Origin of the sequence: Ideonella sp., assembly GCF_041287625.1 — a bacterium.
In the GTDB taxonomy this organism is placed as follows: Bacteria; Pseudomonadota; Gammaproteobacteria; order Burkholderiales; family Burkholderiaceae_C; genus Ideonella.
In genome coordinates, this window is record NZ_JBGGNH010000015.1 from 273,273 (window position 1) to 285,772 (window position 12,500).

Below are 12,500 nucleotides of genomic sequence, written 5' to 3' on the forward strand. Positions count from 1 at the left end.
GCGCCACGCACGACCGCGTGCTGCGCCTGCTCCCGCTGTTCAACAGCAGCGACGACGCGCTGTCCTATGCCCTCCGCGAAGGCATGGCCTGGGTGCACGAACGCACCCCGGCCGCTTCGCCCTGCATGTCCCACACATCCTCCTGAGAGAACCCCGCATGGCAAAAGAAGAACTGATCGAAATGAAGGGCAAGGTAGACGAAGTGCTGCCGGATTCGCGTTTCCGCGTGACGCTGGAAAACGGCCACCAGCTGGTGGCCTACAGCGCCGGCAAGATGCGCAAGCATCACATCCGCATCCTGGCCGGCGATCAGGTCTCGCTCGAACTGTCGCCTTATGACCTCAGCAAGGGCCGGATCACCTTCCGCCACCTGAACCGTTCGGGCCCGCCGCCCAGCGGTGGCGGCAACCGTCGCTGAATTGAGCTGAGCATGTGAGCAGCGGAGGCGATTCAGTCGCCTCCGCCGCCACATCCTCCGCCGCAACCGCCGTCCCCGCCGCAGCCACCATCGCTGCCGCCGCCATCGCCCCCTCCGCCGTCACTGCTGCCGCAGCCTCCAGAGCCGCAGCTGCCTGACGCGCTGCGGTCGAAGTCGGTGGCGCAGAAGCTGGCATCGCCGGCGAGCGGGGTGCCACCCGGCTTGGTGCAGTCCAGGCTGTAGCGGTACCCGCCTTCGATGGCCAGCAGGCCGTCCAGCGCGAACAGCAGCGGCAGCCTGCCCGGCTTGAGCGGGTTCAGCGACTCATCCAGGCAGGCCCAGCGCCAGGCGCGCCGCAGGCCGTGGAAACGTGTGCCCTGGCGCTGCGCCTCGGGCGGCATCGCCTCGGCCGGCGTGTGGTGCAGCGTCTTGCCGAAAACCTCTTGGCAGAAGCGCTCGTAGCCGCGGGTGTAGAGGATGAACTCGTGCCACAAGGCGTCCACCGCCTTGGACGGCATGGCCACGTGCAAGCCCCTGGCCTTCAGGCAGGCCTTAAAAAACTGCTTCAGCCCGCGTTCCACGTCCACCAGCTGGCTGTCGTTCAGGTGGGGGTAATGGGTGTGCAGCTTGCGCCTCAGGAAGCTGGGCAGGGGCTGCGCCAGCACCAGGGCCAGGCGCTGTTGCTGGCGGCGCTTGTGCCAGGCATGCAATGCGAAAGTGCTGAGCAGGATGATCACGGCCCAGCTCACATGGCGGCCGAGCACCCAGGCGGCAATGGTCGCCGGGAAACCCAGGGCAAGGATGAGCCCTGGCGGGAATCGCAGCCCGAAAGGCCGGCCGGATGGCGAGAAACTCGCCGGCTCAGGACTGCGCCTGCTGGCCGGCTGGAAAGAACTTGAACTGCTTGACGAACTGCGCGAATCGCGCGGGTTCTGATTTCGGATGTTTGCCTCCTTCGGTTGTGTTGAGTGTGAATCCTCTCTTCCTGTTGCGCAATGTGCGACGGTTTGATGACGAACGCATGACAGCGGCGCCGTCGCCGCAAATGTGGACCGCTCCAGCATTCGGCTGGTCCCCCGCGGGGTGTGTGTGGATCAGCGTGCCCGCTGCACGTCCAGCAGCGAAACCGCAGCCGCCTGGTGGCCCCAGGCCTGGCGCAGGTAGCTGAGCAGCGCGGCCAGCTCGGCATCGTTCAGCTGCTGGGCAAACGGTGGCATGCCGTAAGGCCGCGGGTTGCCCGCAGTGGCCGGCGCAAAGCCGCCATGCAGCACGCTCTTGACCAGGTTGACCGAGGCAGGCAGCGTGACCGCGCGGTTACCGGCCAGCGGCGGGTAGATGCCGGCCACGCCCTGCCCCTGCTCGCCATGGCACTTGGCGCAATGCTGGCCATACAGCTGCTCGCCTTGCCGCAGCACGGCGGGCTCCGCGGCCGGCGCGCGCGCCTGCGCAGGCGGCAGCTGAGGCAAGGCCTGCAGATAGCCGGCCATGGCTTTCAAGTCCGGCTCGCTCAGGTACTGGGTGCTGCGGTAGACCACCTCGGCCATCGGCCCGGTGGCCATGCCATGCGGCGCCACGCCGGTTTGCAGCAGCGCCACCACGTCGGCCGCGGGCCATGCGGCCACGCTGGTTTCGCCGGCCGCGGCCAGCGACGGCGCGTACCAGTTCTCCATCGGGATCAGCCCGCCACCCAGTTCGAACCCGCCGCGACTGGCGCCCAGCACGTTGCGGGCAGCATGGCAGGCCACGCAGTGGCCCAGGCCGCGAACCAGGTAGGCGCCACGGTTCCATTCGGCGCTGCGGTTCGGGTCGGGCTGGAAGTCCTCGGCGCGGAAGTACAGCGCGCGCCACACGGCCAGCGCGGCCTGCTGGTTGTACGGAAAGCGCAGCACATGCGGTGTGTTTGCGCGGCGCACCGGCGGCAGGCTTTGCAGGTAGGCCCACAGCGCATCGCTGTCCTCGCGCGTCACCTGCGTGTAGCTGGGGTATGGGAAGGCCGGGTAGAGCAAGCGGCCGTCTCGCCCGCGGCCATGGTGCAGCGCGCGCCAGAACTCGGAGGGCGACCAACTGCCCAGGCCGGTCTGCGCGTCGGGCGTAAGGTTGGGCGCGTAGAGCGCACCGAACGGCGTGTCCATGCGGCGGCCACCGGCGTAGCCCACGCCACCGCGTTCGGTGTGGCAGCCCACGCAGTTGCCGGCGCGCGCCAGGTAGGCGCCACGGGCGACGGCGGCGGCGTCCAGCGAGGCCGGGCGCTGGTCTGAAACAGGGGACTCGCCGCGCAGGTTCAGCCATGCGACGAGCGCCGCGCCGGCCGCGGCCAACACCAACACTGCCAGCAGGCCACGCCACACCGTGCGCCTCATGGCGCCGCGCTCCCGCAGCGCAGCGGCATCGCCGCGGGCAATGTCGCAGCCGGCCTGGCATGCGCTGGCGGGCTTTGCGCCGCCAGCCAGGACGAGACGGCGTTCAGGTCATCGGCACTGAGCTTGCGCGCCACGCTGGCCATGCAGTCTGGCGCCAGCGCCTGGCGCTGGCCGGTCTGCCAGGCACCGAGCTGGGCGACCAGGTAGTCGCGCGGCAGGCCGATCAGGCCCGGCGTGGCCGGCTGCACGCCGGTGAGCTGCGCGCCATGGCAGGCCGCACACGCTGGCAGCCCGCGCGCCGCGTCCCCTTGCGTGGCCAGGGTGGCGCCGCGGCTCAGCACCACGGCCGTGGCCGGACTGCTGGGCGCGGGCGGGTACGGCAGGTCCAGCGACGCGAAGTGGCCGGCGATCTCGCGCAGGTAGTCGTCGGACAGCTGGGCCAGCAGGTAGCCCATGGCCTCGTTGTGGCGCGTGCCGGCGCGAAAGGCCAGCAGCTGGTGGTAAAGGTAGCCTGCCGGTTTGCCGGCAATGCGCGGGAAGTAGCCCTGGCGCGTGGCCTGGCCTTGCGCGCCGTGGCAGCCGGTGCAGGCCTGCACGCGCTGGGCCATGCTGTCTTCCACCGGTGCGGCGAAGGCGCCTGCCGTGGCCCACAGCGCCACGGCACACAGCAGACGGGAAAACAATGGCATGCAGGACCCGACGGGCGACAAGAGGCCACGATTGTGACCAGCGCCGCCGCCCTGGCCATGCAATCAAACCCGATCAGCCAAAAGGCTGATCAAGAGGCTCAGGCCGCTGGACGTGCGGGGATGTGCAGGCCGCGCGCCACGGCCGGGCGGGCCACAAAGGTCTTCAGCACGCGCTGCACTTCGGTGAACTCGTCGAAGCCCACCAGTTCGCCGGCGCCGTAGAAGCCGACCAGGTTGTTGATCCACGGGAAGGTGGCGATGTCGGCAATGGTGAACTCATCGCCCATGAGCCATTCGCGGCCGGCCAGGTGGTGGTTCAGCACGCCCAGCAGGCGCTTGCTCTCGGCCACGTACCGGTCGCGCGGTCGCTTGTCTTCATAGTCCTTGCCGGCGAACTTGTGGAAGAAGCCGAGCTGGCCAAACATCGGGCCGATGCCGCCCATCTGGAACATCACCCACTGCAGTGTCTGGTAGCGGCCATGCGCATCGGCGGGAATGAAGCGGCCGGTCTTCTCGGCCAGGTAGACCAGGATCGCGCCGGACTCGAACAGCGCCAGCGGCTGGCCGCCGGGGCCGTCCGGGTCGATGATGGCCGGGATCTTGTTGTTCGGGTTCAACGACATGAACTCCGGCGTCAGCTGGTCGTTGGTCGCGAAGTTGACCAGGTGCGGCTCGTAGGGCAGGCCCAGCTCTTCGAGCAGGATCGAAACCTTCACGCCATTGGGCGTGGGCAGCGAATACAGCTGCAGCCGCTCGGGGTGCTGGGCGGGCCACTTGCGGGTGATCTGGTAGTCGGCGAGTGCGGTCATGGCGGTCTGAAGTGAAAGATGAAGGCGGCACCAGACAAGGCCGGTGCCGAGCAAAAAACTGGGCCGATTCTGGGTCCAGTGCCGCGGCTGGCCGAGGCCACGCCGCAAAGGCCTTGATCCGCATGGGACCAACCGGCTGACATGCCCAGCCACACCTGCCGGCCCACCCCGGGTTTGTCTGCTGGCAGCGGTACGTCGCTTGCCGCAGTCTGCATCGACCACTCACCCCAAAAGGAGCGTGCGATGGAGACCGTGTTCAAGAACCGCCGCGAGGCCGGCCTGGCCCTTGCCGAGTTGCTGTATGCCTACCACCAGCGCAGCGACGTGACCGTGCTGGCGCTGCCGCGCGGCGGCGTGCCGGTGGGCTTCGAGGTGGCGCAGGCCCTGGGCGCGCCGCTGGACGTGCTGGTCGTGCGCAAGCTCGGCCTGCCGGGCCGGCCCGAGTACGCGATGGGCGCGCTGGCCAGCGGCCCCGCCGGCCCGGTGCAGGTGCTGGACCGCCGCATCCTGCAGCTGATGAACGTCAAGGACCAGGCCGTGGCCGAAGTCATCGACGCCGAGCAGCGCGAACTCGCCCGCCGCGAAACCCTCTACCGCGGTGGCCGCCCCCTGCCCTCGCTCGCCGGCCGCACCGTGATCGTTGTCGACGACGGCCTGGCCACCGGCAGCAGCATGCTCGCCGCCGTGCAAACGCTGGCCGCCCAGCAACCCCCGCCCAGTCGCATCATCGTCGCCGTCCCGGTCGGCTCCGAAGAAGCCGTGACCGCCCTGCGCCAGCGCGCCGACGAAGTCCTCTGCCTGAACATTCCGCCAGACTTCCAGAGCGTGAGCCGTTGGTATGAGGACTTTGCACAGGTGGAGGACGAGGAGGTGCGCGGCCTGCTGCAGCAGGCGCATCCCGGCATCGGCTGAAAGCAGCAAACATGACCAGCGCAACCATCTCCAGCAAGGGCCAGATCACCATCCCGCAGCAGTACGCCAGGCGCTCGCAGTGGAAGCAGGCGACCGGGTGGAATTCGTGGAGATTGAGCCAGGCCAGTACCTGTTCGTCGCGGCCAACCGTTCCGTCACCGAGCTCAAGGGCATGCTCGGTACCTTCAAGCGCGCGGTGTCAATCGAAGAGATGAATCAGGTGATCGCGGCACGCGGCGCCTCGGCACGATGATCGGCCTGGATACCAATGTGCTGGTACGCTACATCACACAGGACGACGTCAAGCAGTCCTTGCTGGCCACGGCGTTGATGGAGAGCCTGACCGCTGAGGCGCCAGGCTTTGTGACGCTGGTATCCGTGGTGGAACTGGTCTCGGTGCTTTCATCGAGTTTCAGTCAAGGCCGGGACCAAGTAGCTCAGGTGCTCGAAGTGCTGCTGCGCTCGCCGCAGTTGATCGTCGATCGGGCGGACCAGGTTCTGCGCGCGCTGCGCACCTATCGGACGGGCAACGCCGACTTCGCGGATTGCTTGAGCGAGCGCATGGCCAATGCGGCCGGCTGCGAGCGCACCATGACCTTCGATGTTGGCGCGTCCAAGACCGCAGGCATGACGCTGTTGGCGTGAGGGCCCAGGCCACCCTTTCGTCGGCACCGCGTGGGTCGGCCGCACCGTGATCATCGTGGACGACGGCCTGGCAACAGGCAGCAGCATGCTCGCCGCCGTGCAGACCCTCGCCGCCCAGCGACACCCGCACCAGCCGCATCATCGTCGCCGTCCCGGTCGGCTCCGAAGCGTCTTCCGCGACCTCGTGCGAACGGCACACGGCAGCGCCGAATGGCAGCACATCGCCGAAGCATGCTGGGACGCCCGGGTCGAGTTGCTCGCTGCACAGACGACCCATCAGCAGCAAAACACCGAAACCGTGTCCGGCATCCAGGTGCTGCAAGAGCCACGGGCGGTGCTGACCGCTGGCTGCTTGGTCGTCCAAGTGGCCGAGGGGAGATTCCTGGTGGAGCACCGGCCAGCTTAGGTACAGAGCGCAGGATATCGACCCGGGGCTTGCGCAAGCTGCCGACGATCACGGCAATCTGCAATGGGCTCCGGCTCATGCCGGTGGGCTCCCTGGACGATTGAAACGCGGTGGAGATGTCCGGCACCATACTGCGAAGCGCGCCACCGCGCAGCCAGCGTCCGCCTACACGCCAACCCCTCTTTGGCCAGATGACACCACCATCCCTGCCACTGCTCTACAGCTACCGCCGCTGCCCTTATGCGATGCGCGCCCGCATGGCGCTGCTGCAGGCCGGGCAGCCGTTCGAGGTCTTCGAAGTGGTGCTGCGCGACAAGCCGGCCGCGCTGCTGCAGTTGTCGCCCAAGGGCACGGTGCCGGTGCTGAGGCTGCCGGGCGGCGAGGTGCTGGAGGAGAGCTGGGACATCATGCGCCGGGCCTTCGCGACTGCGGACGAGCCGCACTGGTGGCAGGCCGCCCAGTCGCCAGCGAATCTCGCGCTGCTGCAGCGCAATGACGGCGCGTTCAAGCGCGACCTGGACCGCTACAAATATCCGGGCCGCGACCCGGACGAAAACCGCTCGCGGGAGACCGTTCGTGCAGACGCCGAGGCCGCCTTGCTGCTGCCGCTGGAAGCGCGGCTGCAGGCTGAGCGCTGGCTCGGCGGCGAGCGGCCCTGCGCGACCGATCTGGCGATCTTCCCGTTTGTGCGGCAGTTCGCAGCGGTCGAGCCGCAGTGGTTCGGCACGCAGCCTTTGCCGGCGCTGCAGGCCTGGCTCGATGCATGGCTGGCCACCCCTCTTTTCGCCGCCTGCATGGCCAAGCTGCCGAGTCAGGAAGTCGTGCGCTTCCCCATGCTGCCGGCCTTGTCCCTGCGTTGACCGGCCACGCCGAGGACAGCCGGCGCACAGGCGCGTCATTTGCCTCGCAAAGGCATGAGCCCGTCCTCTGCCGCCGCACGCCGCAGCCAGCCAGGCGGCCAGCTGCGCATCGGCATCTCTGGCTGGCGCTACGCACCCTGGCGCGGCAAGTTTTACCCGCCCGGGCTGGCGCAGCGCCAGGAGCTGGCGTTTGCCTCGCGCATGCTGGGCAGCATCGAGCTGAACGGCTCCTTCTACTCGCTGCAGCGGCCGGCATCCTGGCAAGCCTGGCATGACGAGACGCCGGAGGATTTCATGTTTGCCGTCAAGGGCCCGCGTTATGTCACGCACCTGCGCCGACTGAAGGACGTGCGTGTGCCGGTGGCGAATTTCTTCGCCTCCGGCCTGCTTGCGCTGGGTCGCAAGCTGGGGCCGCTGCTGTGGCAGTTCCCGCCGCAGATGGCCTTCGACGCCGAGCGTTTCGAAGCTTTTTTCGAGCTGCTGCCGCGCGACACCGAGGCCGCACTGGCGCTGGCCCGCGAGCATGACGCGCGGCTCGCAGGCCGCAGCTGGCTGCAGGTGGCGCATGCGCAAAAGCTGCGGCATGCGGTGGAGATCCGCGATGAAAGCTTCGCCACGCCCGAGTTCATTGCGCTGCTGCGCCGCCACCGCATGGCACTGGTGGTGGCCGACACCGCCGGGCACTTTCCGCTGCTCGAAGACCTGAGCGCCGACTTCGTCTATGTGCGGCTGCATGGTGATGCCGAGCTGTACGCCAGCGGCTATGGCGACGCGGCGCTGGACCGCTGGGCCGATCGCATCACGCACTGGTCCCATGGCGAGCAGGTGGCCGATGCCAGGCTGGCCTCCAGCGTGCCCGCGCCGCGGCGCGTTCGGCGCGATGTGTTCTGCTATTTCGACAACGACGTGAAAGTGCACGCGCCATTCGATGCGGCCCGGCTGGCGCGGCGCCTGGGCGTGGCCCACGGGCTGGACGCCGTCGGCCACTTCACGCCACCGCCAGCGCTGCTGCTGCACGGGCACTCGCCACCGGCAGCGCCACCGGAAACACCAGGCACCGGGCCCTGATCCAGCCGTGCGCAACGCCCTCACCGGGGTGCTGCCGCGCCATCGCCGGCCTGCGCCATGGCCAGCAGGCGCTCGCGCAGCCAGCGCTGGCCGCTGTGGCCATGGCCGCGCTCGTGCCACAGCATCAGCACGCGGAAGCCTTCGACCGGCAACGGGCAGTCCAGCAGTTGCAGCCGGTCCTCCATGCGGCCGCGCACCAGCCGCTCGGGCACCAGCGCGACGAAGTCCGACTGCGCGACCAGTTCCGGCACGAACAGGAACGAAGCGGCCGACAGCACCACGCGCCGCGCGTGCCCAAGGGCGGCCAGCGCGTCGTCCACCGGCGTGTTGAAGCCACCACCCTGCGGCGACACGACCACGTGCTCGAGCTTCGCAAACGCCGCAGCCGACAGGCCGCGCCGCAGCTTCGGATGGCCGCGCCGGCCGATCAGCACATAACGCTCGTCGAACAGCGGCCGGCCGCGCAGGCCGGGCGGCGCGCTCTGCTGCGTCATCAGCGCCAGGTCCACCTCGCCGCGCGCCATCTGCGCTTCGAGCTGCGGCGCGTCCAGCTGGCGCAGCGCAATGCGCACGCCCGGCGCCTGCGCGCGCAGCGCCACGGCCAGCGGCATCACCACCGCGGCCTGCATGTAGTCGGTGCAGGCAATGGCCAGCGTGAGCTGCGCGGTGGCCGGGTCGAAATGGCGGTGGCTGACCACGGTGTTGCGCACCTGGTCCAGCGCCTGGCGCAGCGGCGCCACCAGTTCCAGCGCCTTGGCGGTGGGCGTCATGCCGCGTGGCGCGGGGATCAGCAGCGGGTCGTCGAACATTGCACGAAGCCGGCTCAGCTGCGCGCTGACCGCCGGCTGGCTCAGGCGCAGCCGCGCGGCCGCGCGCGTCACGTTCTGCTCGGCCAGCAAGGCCTCCAGCGTGACGAGCAGGTTCAGGTCGAGTCGCTTGTCGCCATCCATTGCGTGGATGGTAGCCAATCGATCTGGTGATTTCACGGATGGCTCGCCGCCAGCCAGACTGGCGGCTTTCCCGCTTCAGGAGCCTGCCCCATGAACCGCCGCGTGCTGATCGTCCATGCCCATCCCGAGCCCCGCTCGCTGAACCGCCAACTGGTGGACGAGGCGGTGTCGGCGCTGCAGCAGCAAGGCCATGAAGTGATGCTGTCCGACCTGCATGCCATGGGCTGGAAAGCGGTGTTCGACGCAGCGGATTTCCCGAGCCGGGCGAATGCCGAGCGGCTGGACTTCATCGCCGAGTCCGGCCACGCGTTTGCGAACGGGCTGCAGACGGCGGACGTCGAAGAAGAGCAGCGCAAGCTGCTGGCGGCCGACGCGCTGATCCTGCAGTTCCCGCTGTGGTGGTTCGGCATGCCGGCCATCCTCAAGGGCTGGGTGGACCGCGTGTTCGCCTACGGCCTGGCCTACGGCTGGCAGGGCGCGGGCAACCGCTACCGCTACGGCGAAGGCGGGCTGCAGGGCAAGCGGGCGCTGCTGTCAGTGACCGCGGGCGGACCGGCGGAGGATTACGCGCCGCGCGGCATCAACGGCCCGCTGGAACAGCTGCTGTTCCCCATCACCCACGGCACGCTGTTTTTCCCCGGCATGATGGTGCTGCCCACGCATGCGGTCTACGGCACCGGGCGGATGGACGAGGCGCGTGTCGCCGCAGCCCGCATCGCCTGGCGCCGGCGGCTCGAAGGCCTGTTCACCGACGCCCCCATCGCCTTTCGCCCACAGAACGGCGGCGACTATCCGGACGGCCATCAGCTGGCCGAGCACATCGCGCCGGGACAGCAGGGTTTGCCGGCCCACATTGGCGAACCGTTGACCATTCCTGACGCGATACACCGCTGACCATTCGAATCCGCAGAACGATGCGGTCGAAGCGCATGAACCACGCGGCAGGCGGGGCTTCTCAGAATCGAGCCCAATCCAGGCGGCTTCCGCAAAGCCGCCCGGCCTCTTCAACCCCTGCCTCAAGGTCACCCATGTCTGCATCCATCGTCATCGTCTATCACAGCGGCTACGGCCACACCAAGAAGATCGCCGAGGCCGTCGCCGAAGGCGCCGGCAGTGCCGCCAGCCTTCTGGCCATCGATGCCGAAGGCAACCTGCCCGAAGGCGGCTGGGAACAGCTGGCCGCGGCCACCACCATCGTCTTCGGCTCGCCGACCTACATGGGCTCGGTCAGCTGGCAGTTCAAGAAGTTCGCCGACGCCAGTTCCAAGGTCTGGTTCACGCAAGGCTGGAAGGACAAGCTGTTCGCCGGCTTCACCAACTCGGCCTCGATGAACGGCGACAAGCTCAGCACGCTGCACTACCTCACCACGCTGGCGATGCAGCACAGCGGCCTGTGGGTCGGCACCGGCATGATGCCGTCCAACAGCAAGGCCGCCACGCGCAACGACATCAACTACGTCGCCTCCTTCGGCGGCCTGATGACTGCCACGCCGTCGGACGCCTCGGCCGACGAAATGGTCCCGGGCGACATCGCCACCGCCAAGGCCTTCGGCCAGCGCCTGGCCACCACCACCGCCCGCTTCGCCTGAAACGACTGACCGTTTCGCGACGACACAAGGCCGGCAACACGCCGGCCTTTTTCATGTGCCGACGAAAGTTCTAGCCGAGCGCGTTGATGCCACGCGGCACCACCGAGAGCTTGCGCAGGTATTCCGGCCGCAGCTGGTAGACCTGGGCCGGCCGGTGCGCACCGGCCATCGTCGTCTCGCCGGCAATCGGCTCCAGCATGCCCAGCTCCTCGATCTTGCGGCGAAAGCTCACCTTGTTGATGGGCTCGCCCAGCACCGCCTCGTAGACCGCCTGCAGCTGCGGCAGCGTCACGCGCTCGCCGCACAGGTAGATCGGCAGCGACGAATACTGGCTCTTGGTGCGCACCCGCGCCACCGCGGTGGCGACCATCTCGCCATGGTCGAACGGCAGGCTGGGCAGGCTGTCGATGGGCGCCGTGCGCAGCCCTGTCCGGCTGGACGGCAGCAAGTCGAATGCGACCACCGCGTAGTAGACGATGGAGACCGACCAGCCGCGCGAATCGCGCTTCGCGCCGGACCAGGTCGCCAGCTGCTCCAGGTACGGGCTGACGATGCCGGCCTTCTCGCGCAGCGCACGCGCCGCCGCATGCCAGGCGGTCGCGTCCTCCTGCACGTGCACGAAGCCGCCCGGCAAGGCCGGCACGCCGGCAAACGGCGGCCGGTCGCGGTCCACCAGCACCACGTGCAGGGCCTGGTCCTTCAGCGTCAACAGCACCACGTCAACGGTGCAGATCACGGCGGGGAACTCGGCGTTGGATGCAGTGGAAGTTGGCTTGGCGGCCATGGAATGAAGCGAGCGGTCGGTGCAGTGGGAAGGACTTTGTTCAGTCTAGCAACCAAGTTCCGGCGCGGGAATTCCGGCAGATAGTTGCAGAGTTAAACAAAGTCTTCTACATTGCGCTTCATCGGATGTTTGGAGGAAGTCCATGAACCGCAAGATCCAGCTGCTCATCATCGATCCGCAGAACGACTTCTGCGACCTGCCTCAGGACTGGTGGCCGCTCGACCCGGCCAGCGGCCAGCGCACCGCGCCGGCCCTGCCCGTCACCGGCGCGCATGCCGACCTGCAGCGCGTCGCGGCGCTGGTCCGCGCCGGCGGCCGGGGCATCGGCCAGGTCACCGTGACGCTGGACTCGCACCACCGCATCGACATCGCCCACCCCGGCTTCTGGCAGCAAGGCGACGGCAGCGCCGTCTCGCCGTTCACGCCCATCACCGCCGCGCAGGTGCGCGCCGGCGACTTCGCGCCGCGCGACCCGGCCGCGCTGCCGCGCACCCTCGCCTACCTGGACGAACTCGAAGCCCGCGGCCGCTACACGCTGATGGTCTGGCCGGTGCACTGCGAGATCGGCACCTGGGGCCACAACCTGCATGCCGACCTGAAGGCCGCGCTGGGCGACTGGGAAACCGCGCAGCTGGCCCAGCTGCACGTGGTGCTCAAGGGCAGCAACCCCTGGACCGAACACTACAGCGCGATGCAGGCCGAAGTGCCGGACGGCACCGACCCTGCCACCGAGCTGAACCGCTCGCTGCTGGCCGAGCTCGCACAGGCCGACCTGCTGCTGATCGCCGGCCAGGCCAGCAGCCACTGCGTGAAGGCGACCACCGAACACATCGTGGCCAACCTGCCCGCCGAGGCCGCATCGCGTGTCATGCTGCTGACCGATGCAATGAGCCCGGTGGGCGGCTTCGAGGCGAACGCCCAGGCCTTCCTGACCGACATGCGGTCCCGCGGCGTGCAACTGGCCACCTGCGACCAAGCGCTGCCACAGCTCACCGCCAACATCCAGTGAA

At 68.7% G+C, this 12,500-nt stretch carries 18 protein-coding genes; 12 read left to right on the forward strand and 6 right to left on the reverse strand.

Translation table 11 applies throughout. The annotated features are described in order from the left end of the window. The first annotated feature begins 17 nt into the window (after positions 1 to 17). Both ACAH41_RS05480 and infA read left to right on the forward strand, forming a co-directional pair. Positions 18 to 146 (forward strand): hypothetical protein, encoded by a 129-nt coding sequence (locus ACAH41_RS05480; RefSeq protein WP_325653700.1) that lies wholly within the window; start codon positions 18 to 20, stop codon positions 144 to 146. Positions 147 to 157: 11 nt separating this feature from the next. After that, positions 158 to 418, forward strand: a complete 261-nt coding sequence (gene infA / locus ACAH41_RS05485) for a translation initiation factor IF-1 (protein ID WP_141289654.1) — start codon at positions 158 to 160, stop codon at positions 416 to 418. Positions 419 to 450: 32 nt separating this feature from the next. Here infA and ACAH41_RS05490 read toward each other — a convergent pair whose 3' ends face one another. Beyond that, positions 451 to 1,155, reverse strand: a complete 705-nt coding sequence (locus tag ACAH41_RS05490) for a hypothetical protein (RefSeq protein ID WP_325653697.1) — start codon at positions 1,153 to 1,155, stop codon at positions 451 to 453. Between ACAH41_RS05490 and ACAH41_RS05495 the strand changes: the two genes are divergently transcribed. Next, positions 1,148 to 1,354, forward strand: a complete 207-nt coding sequence (locus ACAH41_RS05495; RefSeq protein ID WP_325653695.1) for a hypothetical protein — start codon at positions 1,148 to 1,150, stop codon at positions 1,352 to 1,354. The genes ACAH41_RS05490 and ACAH41_RS05495 overlap by 8 nt on opposite strands. A gap of 158 nt (positions 1,355 to 1,512) precedes the next feature. Here the strand turns inward: ACAH41_RS05495 and ACAH41_RS05500 are convergent, their stop codons facing one another. The 3 genes from ACAH41_RS05500 to ACAH41_RS05510 form a co-directional block, all read right to left on the reverse strand. Beyond that, positions 1,513 to 2,778, reverse strand: coding sequence for a cytochrome c (locus ACAH41_RS05500; RefSeq protein WP_325653694.1), 1,266 nt, complete (start codon positions 2,776 to 2,778; stop codon positions 1,513 to 1,515). Continuing rightward, positions 2,775 to 3,467 carry a c-type cytochrome gene (locus ACAH41_RS05505; RefSeq protein WP_325653692.1) on the reverse strand — a complete coding sequence of 231 codons (693 nt, stop codon included), beginning with the start codon at positions 3,465 to 3,467 and terminating at the stop codon, positions 2,775 to 2,777. The genes ACAH41_RS05500 and ACAH41_RS05505 overlap by 4 nt, the downstream gene beginning before the upstream one ends. Positions 3,468 to 3,565: 98 nt before the next feature. Next, positions 3,566 to 4,276 (reverse strand): glutathione binding-like protein, encoded by a 711-nt coding sequence (locus tag ACAH41_RS05510; RefSeq protein ID WP_325653690.1) that lies wholly within the window; start codon positions 4,274 to 4,276, stop codon positions 3,566 to 3,568. Between the two features lie 243 nt (positions 4,277 to 4,519). Between ACAH41_RS05510 and ACAH41_RS05515 the strand changes: the two genes are divergently transcribed. The 6 genes from ACAH41_RS05515 to ACAH41_RS05540 all read left to right on the forward strand — a co-directional run bounded on the left by ACAH41_RS05515 (position 4,520) and on the right by ACAH41_RS05540 (position 8,167). After that, positions 4,520 to 5,188 (forward strand): phosphoribosyltransferase, encoded by a 669-nt coding sequence (locus tag ACAH41_RS05515; RefSeq protein ID WP_325653689.1) that lies wholly within the window; start codon positions 4,520 to 4,522, stop codon positions 5,186 to 5,188. Between the two features lie 79 nt (positions 5,189 to 5,267). Then, a complete protein-coding gene (locus tag ACAH41_RS05520) occupies positions 5,268 to 5,441 on the forward strand; it encodes an AbrB family transcriptional regulator (RefSeq protein WP_325653686.1) in 174 nt (57 codons plus the stop codon). Further along, entirely contained in the window at positions 5,438 to 5,833 is a 396-nt protein-coding gene (locus tag ACAH41_RS05525) for a PIN domain-containing protein (RefSeq protein WP_325653684.1), read from the forward strand. The genes ACAH41_RS05520 and ACAH41_RS05525 overlap by 4 nt, the downstream gene beginning before the upstream one ends. 46 nt (positions 5,834 to 5,879) lie before the next feature. Beyond that, a complete protein-coding gene (locus tag ACAH41_RS05530) occupies positions 5,880 to 6,239 on the forward strand; it encodes a hypothetical protein (RefSeq protein ID WP_325653682.1) in 360 nt (119 codons plus the stop codon). A 191-nt stretch (positions 6,240 to 6,430) separates the two neighbouring features. Next, entirely contained in the window at positions 6,431 to 7,099 is a 669-nt protein-coding gene (locus ACAH41_RS05535; protein ID WP_325653680.1) for a glutathione S-transferase, read from the forward strand. 54 nt (positions 7,100 to 7,153) lie between these two features. Next, positions 7,154 to 8,167: a DUF72 domain-containing protein gene (locus ACAH41_RS05540; RefSeq protein WP_325653678.1), complete on the forward strand. Its 1,014-nt coding sequence runs from the start codon at positions 7,154 to 7,156 to the stop codon at positions 8,165 to 8,167. A 20-nt stretch (positions 8,168 to 8,187) separates the two neighbouring features. Here ACAH41_RS05540 and ACAH41_RS05545 read toward each other — a convergent pair whose 3' ends face one another. Beyond that, positions 8,188 to 9,117 (reverse strand): LysR family transcriptional regulator, encoded by a 930-nt coding sequence (locus ACAH41_RS05545; RefSeq protein WP_325653676.1) that lies wholly within the window; start codon positions 9,115 to 9,117, stop codon positions 8,188 to 8,190. 90 nt (positions 9,118 to 9,207) lie between these two features. Here ACAH41_RS05545 and ACAH41_RS05550 point away from each other — a divergent pair, with 90 nt between their 5' ends. Next, complete coding sequence (locus ACAH41_RS05550) at positions 9,208 to 10,011, forward strand: NAD(P)H-dependent oxidoreductase (RefSeq protein ID WP_325653674.1); 804 nt, start codon at positions 9,208 to 9,210, stop codon at positions 10,009 to 10,011. A 134-nt stretch (positions 10,012 to 10,145) separates the two neighbouring features. Then, complete coding sequence (locus ACAH41_RS05555) at positions 10,146 to 10,706, forward strand: flavodoxin family protein (protein WP_325653672.1); 561 nt, start codon at positions 10,146 to 10,148, stop codon at positions 10,704 to 10,706. A 70-nt stretch (positions 10,707 to 10,776) separates the two neighbouring features. Here the strand turns inward: ACAH41_RS05555 and ACAH41_RS05560 are convergent, their stop codons facing one another. Beyond that, positions 10,777 to 11,490, reverse strand: a complete 714-nt coding sequence (locus ACAH41_RS05560) for an NUDIX domain-containing protein (RefSeq protein WP_325653671.1) — start codon at positions 11,488 to 11,490, stop codon at positions 10,777 to 10,779. Between the two features lie 142 nt (positions 11,491 to 11,632). Here ACAH41_RS05560 and ACAH41_RS05565 point away from each other — a divergent pair, with 142 nt between their 5' ends. Next, positions 11,633 to 12,499, forward strand: a complete 867-nt coding sequence (locus ACAH41_RS05565) for a cysteine hydrolase (RefSeq protein WP_325653670.1) — start codon at positions 11,633 to 11,635, stop codon at positions 12,497 to 12,499. Position 12,500 lies beyond the last annotated feature (1 nt).